Origin of the sequence: Arthrobacter sp. 179, assembly GCF_052379645.1 — a bacterium.
Taxonomy (GTDB): domain Bacteria; phylum Actinomycetota; class Actinomycetes; order Actinomycetales; family Micrococcaceae; genus Arthrobacter_H.
In genome coordinates, this window is record NZ_JBQSYU010000020.1 from 1 (window position 1) to 13570 (window position 13570).

The window sequence follows — 13570 nt, forward strand, 5'->3', positions numbered from 1 at the left end:
GCCCGGGCCAGGGACCCTTCCAATCCCGCCTGGGAGCGGTGGTTGTCAGGTCCCGTCGGCAAATCGGTGCGCCGGGCCGATGCCAAAAACTACGCGAAGACCGCCGCCGCCCACCCCGAAGCCGTCGAAGCGACCCACGGCCGGGGCAGGGCCATGGCCCTGCCTCCGCTGCCGATGGATGCGTTGCCCAGGACGCTGGCCCGGCTCCAGGTCTCCGGGACCCGGCTGCCTGCGGGCCCGGAGGACCCGGTGACCGGCCGAGGATCGTGCTGAACCGGGATCTGGGGATGAGCACCGGGAAGGCGGCAGCCCAGGCGGCCCACGCACTCTTCGCCTGGGTGATGGAACTGGGGCCGGAACCCAGCGTCGAATGGTTCCGGGCCGGCCCACAGGTCTGCGTCGGGTGGCAAGGGGAAGTCGAACTGCTGGCCGGTGCGGCCGCCGTGGGCGCCGGGCCACTGATCCACGACGCCGGGCACACCGAAATCGCCCCCGGGTCCGTCACCGCACTGGTGGTCGCCCCGGTCCCAGCGGGGACTCCCCGCCGGCGCCGCTGGTGGCAGCTCACCGGTCGGAAACGATGAAGAAGGCCCGGGCCCCGTGGGGGCCCGGGCCTTGCCCGTCAGGGGGAGGGGATCAGGCGGCGGCGGCGCGGTCCGGTTCCCACTGGAAGTTGCGCCGGAGCAGCCGGCTCCACTTATTCGCCGGGAGTTCGGGGTGGAGCATGGCGATCCCCACGCAGTACTTGCTCATGCTCACCGGACGGATGCCCAGTTCGGACAGTGCGGTGGAGGCGGCCCCCTGCCCGGAGGCCGTCTTGGTTTCGATCACGAACAGCTCGGGGCCGTGCAAGGTGCGGGCCTGGTCGGAGTAGACCAGATCGACATCGCAGGTCAGGCGTTCGCCGTCGACGGGATCGACGAAGGTCGCCCGCCGGTAGTCGCTTTCCATCACCGGCTGCAGTGCGGCGGGGGACATGGAATATTCGGCGGCGATCACCCCGTCCAGGAAGGAGCGGGCGTCGGAGGTCATCCGGCCGGCGTCGTCCATCTGGTGGGGGATCCGGTGTTTGACGGTCGCCCCGCGCAGGCCCTTGGTCTTGATTTCGAACATGCACAGCCCGGTGTCGGCATAGGTGCGGGTGCGGACCTTGTAGCGGCGGCGGCGACCCTGCCGGTGGGCGCGATACTGCTCGAATTCCGGGGTGTCGAAGTAGACCGATTCGTAGCGGAAGGTGCGTCTGCCATCGATGGTGAGCACCCGGAACCGGTCGTCCAGCTTCGCGGCCAGGGCCGTGAACTGCCCGGGGGTCAGCAGGTACTTATGGTCCACCCGGGTCTGCAGGGCGGCCCCTTCGTTGACCTCCTGCAGCCCGATTGGTTCCCGGGCGGCGACGGCGTCCTCCAACGCCTGGCGGGCCTTCACTTGGAGCCTTGGCCCTGGGTGGCGTACTCCCTTTCGGCCGCGGCGGGCGCGGAAGCACCGGTGGTTTCCTGCCGGGGGACCGGCTCGGCCACGGTGTCCCGGGCCCGACGGCTGGTCTTGGCCGGCAATTCGCGGAAGCGCACATCCACGACGGTGGTGTCACGCACCATGTCCAGTTCCAGGACCACCGTGCGCAGGATGCGGGCCCCGAGCAGCTGCTCCAGGGTGGCATCCATCTCCGCCCGGCGCGGGTAGGCCGTGTCCATGGTCACGACCTGGCGGGTCGTGGTGGCGGCGAAGCGCGGGTGGTCTGCGGCGAACATGACCACCAGCAGTGCGGCGGTGATCGTCGGGGCGAGCCAGGCGGGATCCGGATGCAGGCCATTGACCAGCCCGATGGCCAGGGAAACGAAGTAGTAGGCCACTTCCTCCTGGGTCAGGGTATTTGAACGCAGTCGGATGATCGACAGGATGCCGAACAGCCCCAGGCCCAGGCCCATTCCTGCGTCACTGGTGGTCAGCAGCAGGGTGACCGCGAAGATCCCCATGCTCAGGGCGACATAGGCCAGCGCAAGATCCCGGCGGTGGTGCCTGCGGAAGTAGACGACGTACACCAGGACGGCGGTGCCCAGGATATTGGCCAGCAAGGCCATCCAAAACGTAAACATGATTCCCTCTCGTTGCTCTGGTGGACAACTCTAGGGACCGAAGATGAGACGAAGATGAGACCGCAAGGAGAGAAGAATGAGACCACTTGATGGGTGGTTCGCGCTGCTGGGTCGCCGGAGGGCGGCGAGGTTACCGGGCGTCCTCATGCAGGCCGATGGACTCGGCGATCCGTTTGATCGCCGCGAGTGTTTTCGGGATGCCGTCGAGAGCCTGCTGGGTACGGTCGGTGATCTGGGCGTCCGCTCCGTCACCGAATTTCTCCTCGAACATCGAGATCCCGTCCGGCAGAAAATCCCAGGATTCGCGCAGGATCGTTCCGGGATCGGCGGGGGTCATGGTGAAGCCCCATCGGACGAAGCTGCCACCGACGATCCAGGCGAACTCGCGCCCGTACTCGGCAGCCACGACCTGCGAACGGGTCTCCCAGGTCCGGTGCGGGAGTTCATTCCGGCCGGTGAACCAGGCGCCGGGCAGCCCGGCGCCGGCCTCGTCGTCCCACCAGCAGGAGGTGCATACCGGGCTCCATTCCCCGGTTCGGCGGATGTCGGAGACCAGATCGTAGAGCGTCCCGGTTGTGGCTGCGACCGTGATGGACTGCTCATGGTGGCGGAGGGCGGTCCGGGTCATGGGTTGTTCCTTCCTGACGGGTCGGCCTTTCTGCCGCCCTGCCAGTCCTCCTGCTGGCCGACCGTGGTGGTGTTGCCGCGGAGGGCAGCCAATTGTGGCTGCTCACGCAGGCTGCGCTTGAGTTCGGCGAAGCCCGGGAACCGGGCCAGCCCGACCACGTGGTCCCACAGCTTGGCGGCCGAATCCTCGTCCGGCAGCCGGCTGATCACCGGCCCGAAGAACGCCACACCGGCGGGTGGTTCGAAGTGGATGATGGGCGTGCCCACGTCCTTTCCGGTCAGCGCCAGCGCCTCGTCGGTCTCCTGGCGGATCCCGCGGTCCCAGGACTCGTCGTCGAGGGCCTGCGCCAACGCCCGGGGCAGGCCGGCCTCGTCGAGGATCGGCTCCACGAACCCACGCGTGCCTCGACGCTCACGCACCCCACCCTCGCCTCGCTGGTCGGCCGGGTCGGGGGCAGCGTCGAAGATGTGTGCCCCGAGGGCCGCATATAATCCGGCCACCGAGGCGCGGCCATGCTCCGCACGCGCTCGAGCGGCCACCCGCAGGAGGCGGAGGCCTGCCGTGTGCCCGGCCTCGTACTCCGGCGGAAAATGCGCGTCATAGTCGACCTCGGCGTTGATCAGGCGCAACGAGATGAAACGCCAGTCCACGGTGTAGTCGCGCTGTGCCTGCACCTGCCGCACCCATTTGCTCGTCATCCAGGCGAAGGGGCAGACCGGGTCGAAGTAGAAGTTGATGGTGGCGCTCATCCCCCCACCTTGGCACCGGGTGGCAACCCGCGTCCATGCCGGGCCAGGCCCTGGGACCAAAAATGCACATTCGGTGCTGGGACGAGCCGCCGGCGGTTCCACCGCCGACCCGCAGGCCGTGGCGACGCACGGTCGCCCTGGCTCCCCTCCGGGAGCCTATTCGGCGTCGTGGTCCGTTTCGAGGATGCCGACGAGCTGGTCCAGGGCGGCGTCGGCCCCCGGCCCTTCGGCCCGCAGGACTACCGTGGTCCCGTGTTCGGCGCCCAGGCCCATCAGGGACAGGATGCTTGAGGCGTCCATCGCCTCATCGGCGGGCTCGCCCGGCAGGGCGATGGTGACCTCCAGATCGAGTTCCCCGGCGGCTTCGGCGAAGATGGCGGCCGGACGGGCATGGAGCCCCACGCGGCTGGCGATGGTTGCGGTACGTTCTGCCATGGTTTTCTCCTGTGGTGGTGGTTCGGATGGTGGGTGGTCAGAGTCCAAGCTCGTCCAGAACCGGCAAGGCCGCGCGCACTGCGGCGCGGGCTTGGGCGGGGCCTTCGGCCTCCACCGCCAGGGCGGCCAGCGAGACGGCTTGTGCGTGGGTGACGGTCCGCAGGACGGCGGCCACCGGGGCCAACGCCCGGGCGGTCATCGACAGGGAAGCAACCCCCAGGCCCACCAGGACGACGGCGAGGGCAGGATCGGCGGCGGCCTCCCCGCAGACGCCCACCGGCCGGAGCGGGGCGGAGGAATCCCCCGCGGCTTCGGCCCCGGCGACGGTGAGCCGGATGAGTTCCAGGACCGCCGGCTGCCAGGGATCGTTCAAGGCGGCCAGGGGAGCGAGCTGGCGGTCGGCGGCCAGGGTGTACTGGGTGAGGTCGTTGGTCCCGATCGAGGCGAAGGCGACCGGACGCAGCACCGAGGCGGCACGTACCGCCGCGGAGGGAACCTCGACCATGACCCCGGGGTCCGGCAGCCCGGCCACGGCGCAGAGGGCAGCGAAGTCGGTGGCCTCCTGGGCTGTGGAGATCATCGGGGCCATGACCTTCACCTGCGCCTGATGGGCCGCGGCCGCGGCGGCGATCGCCGCCAACTGCCGGGCCAATACCCCCGGGGTGCCGGCACTGGTGCGGAACCCCCGCACGCCCAGCGCCGGATTCGGCTCGGTGGCATCGGTGAGGAAGGGCAGTGGCTTATCGGCTCCGGCGTCCAGGGTCCTGACCACGACCTTCCGCCCGGGGAATTCGACGAAGACGGCCCCGTAGGCGGCGACCTGCTCGTCGTGCCCGGGTTCGGCATCACGTCCCAGGAAGCAGAATTCGGTGCGTAGCAACCCCACGCCCTCGGCCCCGGCGGCCGCCGCGGCGACGGCATCGGACCCGCCGCCGACATTGGCGAGCAGGGGCACCGGATGCCCATCCGCCGTCGTGCCGTGACCGTTGAAGACCTCCAAAGGGCCCCGGGCCGCGAAGGCCAGGGCCGCGGCCTGCTCCTCCGTCCCGGGGCAGGTGCAGACGGTCCCGGCGGCACCATCGACATAGATGTCGGTGCCCTCGACGATGGACTCCGCGCCGACCGCGGCGACGATCGCGGGCAGGCCCAGGGCCCGGGCGAGGATGGCGGTATGGGACTGGGGCCCGCCCTCGCTGGTGACCAGGGCGGTGACTTGTGCCGGATCCAGGGTGGCCGTGTCGGCGGGAGCCAGATCCCGGGCGAGCAGGATGAACGGGCTCCCGGAGTCGGGGATCCCCGGGGCGGGGACGCCACGCAGCTCGGCAATGAGGCGCGAACGGACGTCGAGCACGTCGGCGGCCCGTTCTGCCATGTAGCCGCCCAACGACGTCAGCATCGCCGCCACCGTTTCCGCCGCCTCCCAGATCGCCGGTTCGAGCCCGCGTCCGGCGGCCAGTGCCTTTCCTGCGGTTTTGTGGAGCATCGAGTCGGTGGCCATCAATGCGGTCGCCGAGAGGACCTCGGCGCCGGCACCATGGGCCTGCCCGGCCCGGGCGCGCAGCCCCGCGGCGACGGCCCGACCGGCCTCCGTCAACCGGGCCGTGGCCTCCTCGACGTATCCGGGGGAGGCCAGTTCCTGGGCTCCGGGGTCCTGCGGGGCGTCGATGGGATCGGCCATGCGGCGGACCTGACCGATGATGCGGCCGGGGCTGACGCCGATTCCGTGGATGGTGCTCATCTGTCTGTCCTTACTGTGTCGAGGGGGGGGTCAGGGTGTCCGGGGTCATCCCTGGACGGTGACCGGAAGGGCCTGGTCCTCGGAGGCGGGCTGCTTCTTCACTGCGTAGCGCTTCAGGGCCAGGACGGCGAGGGCGGAGATAACCATGCCCACGATGATCGAGACGATGAACATGGCCACGTTGCCGATGGCGAAGAAGACGAACATGCCTCCGTGCGGGGCCTGGCTGGTGACGTGGAATCCCATGATCATGGCTCCGGTGACCCCGGCGCCGAGCATGCTGGCGGGGATGACGCGCAGCGGGTCCGCCGCGGCGAAGGGGATGGCGCCTTCGGAGATGAACGCCGCACCAAGCAGCCAGGCTGCCTTCCCGTTTTCCTGTTCCGCGGCGGAGAAGCGCTTCTTGTCCAGGGCGGTGGCCAGGGCCAGGGCCAGCGGGGGCACCATGCCGGCGGCCATGACCGCCGCCATGATCTCCCAGGGGGCCTGATTGGCCATCGACCCGGCCCCGAGACCGGCGACCGCGAAGGAATAGGCCACCTTGTTGATCGGGCCACCGAGGTCCACGGCCATCATGAGCCCCAGGATGAGGCCGACCAGGGCCGCGGCCGAGCCGGAGAGCGCCGAAAGCCAGCTGTTCAGGCCGTTGCTCAGGGCCGCGATCGGGCCGCCGAGGAAGAGGAACATGGCCCCGGAGGCGAGGATCGAACCGATCAGCGGGATGATCACCACCGGCATCAACCCGCGCAGCAGCTTGGGGACGCGCCAGTTGCCGATCCAGCGGGCCAGGACACCGGCGAGCAGCCCGCCGATGATGCCGCCCAGGAAGCCGGCCCCCATGAACCCGGCGACGGCGCCGGCGGTGAAGCCGGGAGCCAGGCCGGGGCGGTCGGCCAGCGCATAGGCGATGTATCCGGCGAGGACTGGGACCAGGAACCCCATGGAGAGGTTCCCGATCTTGAAGGCGACGGCGGCAAGGTAGATGTGCAGCCCGCCATCGGGCAGGTTGAACAAGTTGTTCTCCACCGATACCTGGTCGGCGACATCGGAGATCTCGTAGCCGCCGAGCAGGAAGCCCAACGCGATGAGCAGCCCCCCGCCGGCGACGAAGGGGATCATGTAGCTGACCCCGGTCAACAGCGAGCGCTTCAGTGCGGCACCGACCCGTTCCCGGCCTTCCGGGGCGGAATCGGTATCCGCGGTTCCCGCGCCGGTGGGCACGCGGCGGGCCTGCGGGTTGTCCGCGGCGGCCAGGGCATCGGCGACGAGCTTGGCCGGCTCGTCCACGCCCCGCTTCACGGGGACCTGGATGACGGGCAGCCCGGCGAAACGCTCCTTGTTCTTCACGTCGACGTCGACCGCGAAGATCACCGCATCCGCGGCCGCGATGACTGCCGGGTCCAAGGGGGTCGACCCGGAGGAGCCCTGGGTTTCTACCTGGAGGTCGACCCCGGCGTCGGCCGCCGCGGCGACGAGCGAATCCGCGGCCATGTAGGTGTGGGCGATCCCCGTGGGGCAGGCAGTCACCGCGACCAAGGTGCGGCGGGTGGAAGGCCCGGTCGCCGGTTCCGGGGCGGCGGTGGCTTCCACGGGAGCCTGCGCGGCGGGGGCGGGGGAGATGGCAGCGTCCACCAATGACACGATCTCGGCGGCGGCGCCCGCGGAGCGCAGTGCTGCGGTGAAATCCTTCTTGACCAGCGAACGGGCCAGTTTGGAGAGCAGCTTCAGGTGTTCCTGGTCGGCACCCTCGGGGGCGGCAATGAAGAACACCAGGTCGGCGGGCCCGTCCTTGGCCCCGAAGTCGACGGCCGGTGCCAGACGGGCCATCACCAGGGTGGCCCGGGTGACCGCCGTCGAGCGGCAGTGCGGAATGCCGATCCCTCCGGGGACACCGGTGGCCGTCTTGGATTCGCGGGCGATGCCATCGCCGGCCAGGGCCTCCGCACTGGTGGCACGACCTGCCTCGGTGACGACCGCGGCGAGTGCGCGGATGACCTCGGCGCTGGTGGTGCCGAGGTCCCGGTCCAGCAGGACCAGATCGGCGGTGATGAGCTCGGACATGGTTATTCCTTAGCGGTCTGGGGTGCGGCGGACCGGGGGCCGCCGATCGGGGAGGGGGGCAGTTCCGTGATGGTGACGGAATCCGGGCTGGTCTGTTCCGGGGTGGGGATCAGCGAGCCGGGCAGCGAGGTGGCTGCCGCCCCGTAGGCCACGGCCCAGCGCAGGCAGTCGGTGGCTGCTGCGCCGCGGTCGTGGGCGATGAGGTAGCCGGCGAGGGACGAGTCCCCGGCGCCGACGGTACTGCGGGCCTTCACCGGCGGATGTGTGGCCCACCAGGAGCCTGAGCCGGTGACGAGGACCGCTCCCCGGGCGCCCAGGGTGGCCAGGACCGCCCCGGTGCCCCGCTCGACCAGTCGCTGCGCCGCCGCGGCAGCCGACTCCGGGCACGCCTCCAGTTCCGCCGCGCTGTGGCTCCCGGCCAGGCTAGCCAGTTCCTCGGCATTGGGTTTGATCAGATCGGGAAGCGGGCCGGCTCCTGCATACAATTCGGTCAGCGGGGCCTCGGAGGTGTCGACGGCGATCAGCGGGCAGTTCCCTCCGAGGGAGTCGTGCAGGTGGTTGATGATTCCCGCGTAGTAGCCGGTCGGCAGGCCCGGGGGCAGCGAGCCGGCCAGGACGACCCAGGACGATCCGTTGGCGGCCCGGACCAGTGCCTCGGTGATGACTGCCTGGTGGGCGGCGTCGATGGTGGGGCCCGGCTCGTTGACTTTCGTGGTGGTGCCGTCGGGTTCGGTGACCGTGACGTTGCTGCGCAGTGGTTGCCCGATCGGCAGGGCCCGATGAGGCAGATGGTCGATGCCGAGGCCGATCACCACGGGATCCGTGGCGTCCCCGGGCAGCACGGCCAGTGTCGGGACCCCCGCGGCGACCAGCCCCCGGGTGACGTTGACCCCTTTTCCTGCGGCCTGGGCGTCGGCGCGGAGGGCACGCTGCACGGCGCCCCGGACCAGGGTGGCCCCCAGGTCGATGGTGCGGTCCATGCTGGGATTGGCGGTGAAGGTGGTGATCATGCGAGCGTCACCTCCACGTCGGCCCGGTCCAGCGCCGCCGCCAGTTCGGGGCCCGGCGCCGTGTCGGTGACCAGGGTGTCGATCTGCTCCAGGGCGGCGAAGCGGATGAGGGTCTGTTCCCCGAGCTTGCTGGAGTCGGCCAGTACGACGACGCGGCGCGCGCAGGCGACGATCGCCGATTTCACCGCGGCCTCCAACGGATCGGGGGTGCTCAGCCCGAAATCGGCGTCGACGCCGTTGGCGCCGATGAAGGCGATATCCGGGCGCAGGGCACGGAACTGGTCGATGGTCGAGGCCCCGGTCGCTGCGCTGGTCAGGGCGCGGACGCGACCGCCGATGACCTCGAGTTGGAAGGAACCGCTGGCGGCGACCCGGTAGGCGACCGGGACGGAATGCGTGAGCACCAACAGGTCCGCGGCCCGGGAAGCGCCCAGGCTGGAGGCCATCTGCTGGGCGAACAGTTCCGTCGTCGTTCCGGCATCGAGCACCACCGAGGTGGCTCCGGCCGGCAGCAGGTCAACGGCCGAAGCGGCGATACGGGACTTCTGTTCGTGGTTCAACGAGGTCCTGACGCTGAGGCTTTCCTCCACGGTGCTGGTGGTCCGCCCGGCGACTGCTCCGCCGTGGACGCGGCGCAGGACCCCCTCCTGCTCCAGCTGGGCCAGATCCCGGCGGACGGTTTCGCGGGTGATATCCAGTTGCCGCGCCAACTCGGCGACGGTGACCCGACCTTGGTCGGCGACGCGGTCGCCGATCAAACGGTGCCGTTCCTCGGCAAACATGGCGTTGTCCCTTCGGTGGTCTCCATCACAATGAATCTGTGTTTCGTTGACTTTAGATGGTCCTTGAAGTGCAAGTCAACAGAAAAACAGAAATACACACATAAACGGGCTTATGTGGGGAAGGGTCCCGTCTGCCCACATGGTGTCCTTCAACGATGGCTTGCCCCGGCGCCCGCGCTGCGGTTTGCTAGGGGGATGGCCTCTTTGATCGAAGACTACGCACTTCTTTCCGACCAGCGCACCGGTGCGCTGGTGTCCGAATCCGGCAGTGTCGACTGGCTCTGTTTCCCCCGCTTCGATTCCGATGCGGCATTCACCGCCCTGCTGGGCGATTCCGAGCACGGTCGCTGGCTGCTGGCCCCCGCCGGCGCGGCCGACGACTGCGAGTCGGACCACCCTGCCCGACGCTCCGAGCGGATCAAGGCGGCCCGGGCCGCAGGGGTCGAGGACGCCGAGTCGGCCGGCGGCCCGGCCGATGACGGACGCCCCGTCGTCGTCCAGCGCACCTACATCGACTCCACCTTCGTGCTCAGGACCCTCTGGAAGACCTCCGAAGGCCAGGTGCTGGTCACCGATCTGATGCCGGTCGGCGCTCGGAGGGCATCGATCGTACGCCGGGTCGAAGGACTCGTGGGCAGCGTGACCATGCACCAGGAGATCAGCTTCCGTTTCGGCTACGGGTCGGTGATCCCCTGGGTCCGCCGCCATGAAGACGCCTCCACCGGGGTGAGCTCGATCGTCGCGATGGCCGGGCCCGACGCCATGGTGCTCCACGGCGACCGGCTGCCCCACGGGGAGGGCCACCGCCACCTCGGGGACTTCATCGTCTCGGCCGGCGAAGCCGTCGATTTCGAGCTGAGCTGGTTCCCCTCGCACCGCAAGGTCCCCTCACGCATCGATCCCGGGTCGAGCATCCAGGAGACCATCTCCTACTGGCAGCGCTGGTCCCGGGACATTCCTGCCCAGGAGTCCTACCACGAGGTCGTCAAGCGCTCGCTGCTGGTGCTGCGGGCGCTGACCCACGAAACCACCGGCGGGATCGTCGCCGCGCCGACGACCTCGCTTCCGGAGGACTTCGGCGGGGAACGGAACTGGGACTACCGCTTCTGCTGGCTGCGTGACGCCGCCCTGACGCTCGAGGCGATGATGACCCACGGCTACGAGAAGGAGGCGCTCAACTGGCGCGACTGGCTCCTGCGCGCCGTGGCCGGGGACCCCGAGGACCTGCAGATCATGTATGGGTTGGCCGGGGAGCGGCGGCTGCCCGAACGCGACCTGGACCATCTGCCCGGGTACGAGGGCTCGCTGCCGGTGCGCGTGGGGAACGGAGCCGTGGACCAGTACCAGGGTGATGTCGTCGGCGAGGTGCTCGTGGCGCTGGAGAAGCTGCGGAACATCGGGGGCGTGGAGGACCACTTCTCCTGGCCCCTGCAGAAGACCCTGCTCGGGTACGTGGAACGGCACTTCGACCATAAGGACCACGGCATCTGGGAGATGCGCGGGGACCTGCAGTATTTCACCCACTCGCGGGTGATGATGTGGGCCGCGTTCGACCGTGGCGTGCGGGCGGTGCGTGAACACGGGCTCGACGGCGACGACGCCTCCTGGGCACAGCTGCGCGACCGCCTCCACGCGGAGATCATGGAGCACGGCTTCAACACCGGGGAGAACTGCTTCACCCAGACCTACGGTGACACCGAGGTCGACGCCTCGCTGCTGGTGCTGCCCCAGGTCGGGTTCATCGATTACAACGATCCGAAGATGCTAGGAACGGTGGAACGCCTCGAACGCGATCTGATGGACGAGTCGGGATTGCTCCTGCGGTACAGGACCTCCGCGGGACATGACGGCCTGGCCGGTGACGAGCATCCCTTCATGGCCTGCTCGTTCTGGCTGGTGGAGCAGTATGCCCGCACGGGGCGCATCGACGATGCCAGGTCCCTGATGGACCAGCTCGTGGGGTATTCCAACGGACTGGGGCTGCTGGCCGAGGAATACGACACCGTCAGTGGGCGGATGGCCGGGAACTTCCCGCAGGCCTTCTCGCATCTGACCCTCATTCGTGCGGCGGATGCGATCAACGGATACTCCCTGCGCAACCGCTGACCCGCCGCCGGGGGAGTGACGAACTGGTTACTCATGGGTAACATGAGGGCATGCACATGATCTTCCGCCTCCTGCTCATGCTCCTGCAGGCCCGACGCCGGCCGAAACTCGACCTTTTCGACGTCGATTCGATGCCGATGCGTGCCCTGCTCACCGACATCGACGTGGCCGGGCACATCAACAACGGCATGTACTTCTCGATCTTCGACCTGGGACGGTTCGATCTGATGGTCCGCGCCGGGGCGTGGGACACGATGAAGCGCCGCCGTTGGACCCCGGTGGTCCAGGCGGAGACCATCACGTTCAGGAAGTCGGTGGTCTTCAACCAGAAGTTCAGCGTGGAAACACGGATCGCCGGCATGGACGAACGCAGCATCTACTTCGAGCAGCGGATCGTCTCCGGCGGCGAGATCTATGTCAGCGCACTGATCTGCACCCGCCTGTTGGGGCGCCAGGGGCCGCTGACCAATGAGGAGATCCTCACGGCTTTCGGTGCCGAAGTCCCCGAGGACCTGCAGCTGCCCGAGTGGGCGACGCAGTGGCGCGAATCGACGGCGCTTCCCGGGGCGCGCAAACCGGCCCCGCACACGTGGGGGCGGCGGGTCCGCAGCTAGACGGGTCCCGCAGCGTGGACAGGCCCGCCGGGTCGGTGCAAAAATCGGGACATGACCGATGCTCCGGCCACGGGCCCCGCCGCGCGCGTGCTGCGCGACTTTGCCGCCGATGATGCGGCATTCGTCGCGACGCTGGCCGGCGATCCCCGGGTGACCCGCTATGTCGGCAACGGAGAGCCCTGGAGCCCCGGATACACCGGCCGGCGCGTCCGCGACGCCCTCGGTGGCCTCCCGGGCGGGGACCCGGGCGCCGTGCGATGGTTCATCGGCCTCGAAGACGGCCATCGCGTGGGTCTGTTCGTCTCCTCGCGCCGTGGTCCCGCCGTGGAGATCGGGTACTGGGTCCACCCCGGGTCCTGGGGGCGGGGGATCGCCGGCTGGATGCTCGGTGCCGCCCTGGATCCGATCCGTTCGGTCTTCGGCGGGCGGGCCCTGCTGGGACGGGTCCTTCCGGGGAACGAGGCCTCGATCCGGGTGCTGGAATCCCACGGTTTCCGGCCCGAGCCCGCCGAGGGGGCCGAACTTCGCTTCGTCCGCCCGGCCGCCGCGTCCGGCCCCTAGGTCCCGATACGCCTAGGCCTCGAGGGCGAAGTCCGCGAGTTGTTCGCGGATGCCATCGAAGTGGCGATGCATCAATCGTGCGGCGGCGTCCTTATCCTTGGACTGGACCGCCCCGAGGATGTCGCGGTGGATCTGGGCCGTCTCGGGCAGGGTGGTCCCGGAGGTGTTGCCCCCGAGGCCGTCGATGGCTTCGTGGATGGTGCGGTAGACCTGCCAGAAGACTCCCAGCAGGTTGGTCAGCAACTCGTTCTCCAGGCGGGAGAACAGGAGCCGGTGGAACTCCTGGTCGACCTCGACGAAGGTCCGCCCGTCGGCGGCCAGGACCTCCATCCGGGCGACCAGGGCCTCGAGCTCGTCCAGATGGGCGTCATCGAGGGAGTCGATCGCGGAACCGATCAGGCCGGACTCCAGGGCCTGCCTGACTTCGACGAGTTCATGGGCCTCATGACCCTTATGGCGCAAGGACATCCGTCCGCGGAACGTCAGGCTGTCGGCCAGGGCGACCAGGTTGTTGGCGGCGACGAAGGTGCCGAAGCCGTGGCGGATCTCCACCACCCCGAGGGCCTGCAGGACCTTGATGGCCTCGCGCAGGGTGTTGCGGCCCACGCCGAGCTCCGCGGTCAGGACGGCCTCGGTGGGTAGTGCGTCCCCGGCCCTGAGTCCTCGATCGATGATGAGGTCCATGAGGTCCGTGGTCAGGGCGCGCAGGCGTTCCTGGGCGCCGAGTCGGATATGACGTGCGGGAGCGCTCAAGGCGGGCTTCCTTCCTCGGGGGAGGGGCCGGGGTGATCGG

General features: G+C 69.4%; 14 protein-coding genes and 1 pseudogene. 5 read left to right on the forward strand and 10 right to left on the reverse strand.

The window, feature by feature from the left end; all coding sequences use genetic code 11:
- Nucleotides 1–273: pseudogene (locus ACT3UE_RS11945) on the forward strand (hypothetical protein); the annotation flags it as partial.
- A 14-nt stretch (nucleotides 274–287) separates the two neighbouring features.
- On the forward strand, nucleotides 288–584 hold the full coding sequence (locus ACT3UE_RS11950; RefSeq protein WP_444553820.1) for a peptidyl-tRNA hydrolase: 297 nt from the start codon (nucleotides 288–290) through the stop codon (nucleotides 582–584).
- A gap of 52 nt (nucleotides 585–636) precedes the next feature.
- Here ACT3UE_RS11950 and ACT3UE_RS11955 read toward each other — a convergent pair whose 3' ends face one another.
- The 9 genes from ACT3UE_RS11955 to ACT3UE_RS11995 form a co-directional block, all read right to left on the reverse strand.
- A complete protein-coding gene (locus ACT3UE_RS11955) occupies nucleotides 637–1425 on the reverse strand; it encodes a polyphosphate polymerase domain-containing protein (RefSeq protein ID WP_444553819.1) in 789 nt (262 codons plus the stop codon).
- On the reverse strand, nucleotides 1422–2093 hold the full coding sequence (locus tag ACT3UE_RS11960; RefSeq protein ID WP_444553818.1) for a DUF4956 domain-containing protein: 672 nt from the start codon (nucleotides 2091–2093) through the stop codon (nucleotides 1422–1424). The genes ACT3UE_RS11955 and ACT3UE_RS11960 overlap by 4 nt, the downstream gene beginning before the upstream one ends.
- Before the next feature lie 130 nt (nucleotides 2094–2223).
- Entirely contained in the window at nucleotides 2224–2721 is a 498-nt protein-coding gene (locus ACT3UE_RS11965; RefSeq protein WP_444553817.1) for an SRPBCC family protein, read from the reverse strand.
- Nucleotides 2718–3470 (reverse strand): mycothiol-dependent nitroreductase Rv2466c family protein, encoded by a 753-nt coding sequence (locus ACT3UE_RS11970; RefSeq protein ID WP_444553816.1) that lies wholly within the window; start codon nucleotides 3468–3470, stop codon nucleotides 2718–2720. Before ACT3UE_RS11970 ends, ACT3UE_RS11965 begins: the two co-directional genes overlap by 4 nt.
- 156 nt (nucleotides 3471–3626) lie before the next feature.
- Nucleotides 3627–3905, reverse strand: a complete 279-nt coding sequence (locus ACT3UE_RS11975) for an HPr family phosphocarrier protein (RefSeq protein ID WP_444553815.1) — start codon at nucleotides 3903–3905, stop codon at nucleotides 3627–3629.
- A gap of 37 nt (nucleotides 3906–3942) precedes the next feature.
- On the reverse strand, nucleotides 3943–5643 hold the full coding sequence (locus tag ACT3UE_RS11980) for a putative PEP-binding protein (protein WP_444553814.1): 1701 nt from the start codon (nucleotides 5641–5643) through the stop codon (nucleotides 3943–3945).
- 45 nt (nucleotides 5644–5688) lie between these two features.
- Entirely contained in the window at nucleotides 5689–7704 is a 2016-nt protein-coding gene (locus tag ACT3UE_RS11985; protein WP_444553813.1) for a PTS fructose transporter subunit IIABC, read from the reverse strand.
- A gap of 2 nt (nucleotides 7705–7706) precedes the next feature.
- Nucleotides 7707–8714: a 1-phosphofructokinase family hexose kinase gene (locus ACT3UE_RS11990; RefSeq protein WP_444553812.1), complete on the reverse strand. Its 1008-nt coding sequence runs from the start codon at nucleotides 8712–8714 to the stop codon at nucleotides 7707–7709.
- Nucleotides 8711–9496 carry a DeoR/GlpR family DNA-binding transcription regulator gene (locus ACT3UE_RS11995; protein WP_444553811.1) on the reverse strand — a complete coding sequence of 262 codons (786 nt, stop codon included), beginning with the start codon at nucleotides 9494–9496 and terminating at the stop codon, nucleotides 8711–8713. Before ACT3UE_RS11995 ends, ACT3UE_RS11990 begins: the two co-directional genes overlap by 4 nt.
- A 195-nt stretch (nucleotides 9497–9691) precedes the next feature.
- Here ACT3UE_RS11995 and ACT3UE_RS12000 point away from each other — a divergent pair, with 195 nt between their 5' ends.
- The 3 genes from ACT3UE_RS12000 to ACT3UE_RS12010 are packed head-to-tail and all read left to right on the forward strand — an operon-like array spanning nucleotide 9692 to nucleotide 12777.
- On the forward strand, nucleotides 9692–11602 hold the full coding sequence (locus ACT3UE_RS12000) for a glycoside hydrolase family 15 protein (RefSeq protein WP_444566785.1): 1911 nt from the start codon (nucleotides 9692–9694) through the stop codon (nucleotides 11600–11602).
- A 50-nt stretch (nucleotides 11603–11652) separates the two neighbouring features.
- Complete coding sequence (locus tag ACT3UE_RS12005; RefSeq protein ID WP_444553809.1) at nucleotides 11653–12216, forward strand: acyl-CoA thioesterase; 564 nt, start codon at nucleotides 11653–11655, stop codon at nucleotides 12214–12216.
- Nucleotides 12217–12267: 51 nt separating this feature from the next.
- Complete coding sequence (locus tag ACT3UE_RS12010) at nucleotides 12268–12777, forward strand: GNAT family N-acetyltransferase (protein ID WP_444566786.1); 510 nt, start codon at nucleotides 12268–12270, stop codon at nucleotides 12775–12777.
- A 12-nt stretch (nucleotides 12778–12789) separates the two neighbouring features.
- On the opposite strand, the gene ACT3UE_RS12015 is transcribed toward ACT3UE_RS12010, so the two are convergent.
- Nucleotides 12790–13530, reverse strand: coding sequence for a FadR/GntR family transcriptional regulator (locus ACT3UE_RS12015; protein WP_444553807.1), 741 nt, complete (start codon nucleotides 13528–13530; stop codon nucleotides 12790–12792).
- Between the last annotated feature and the right edge of the window lie 40 nt (nucleotides 13531–13570).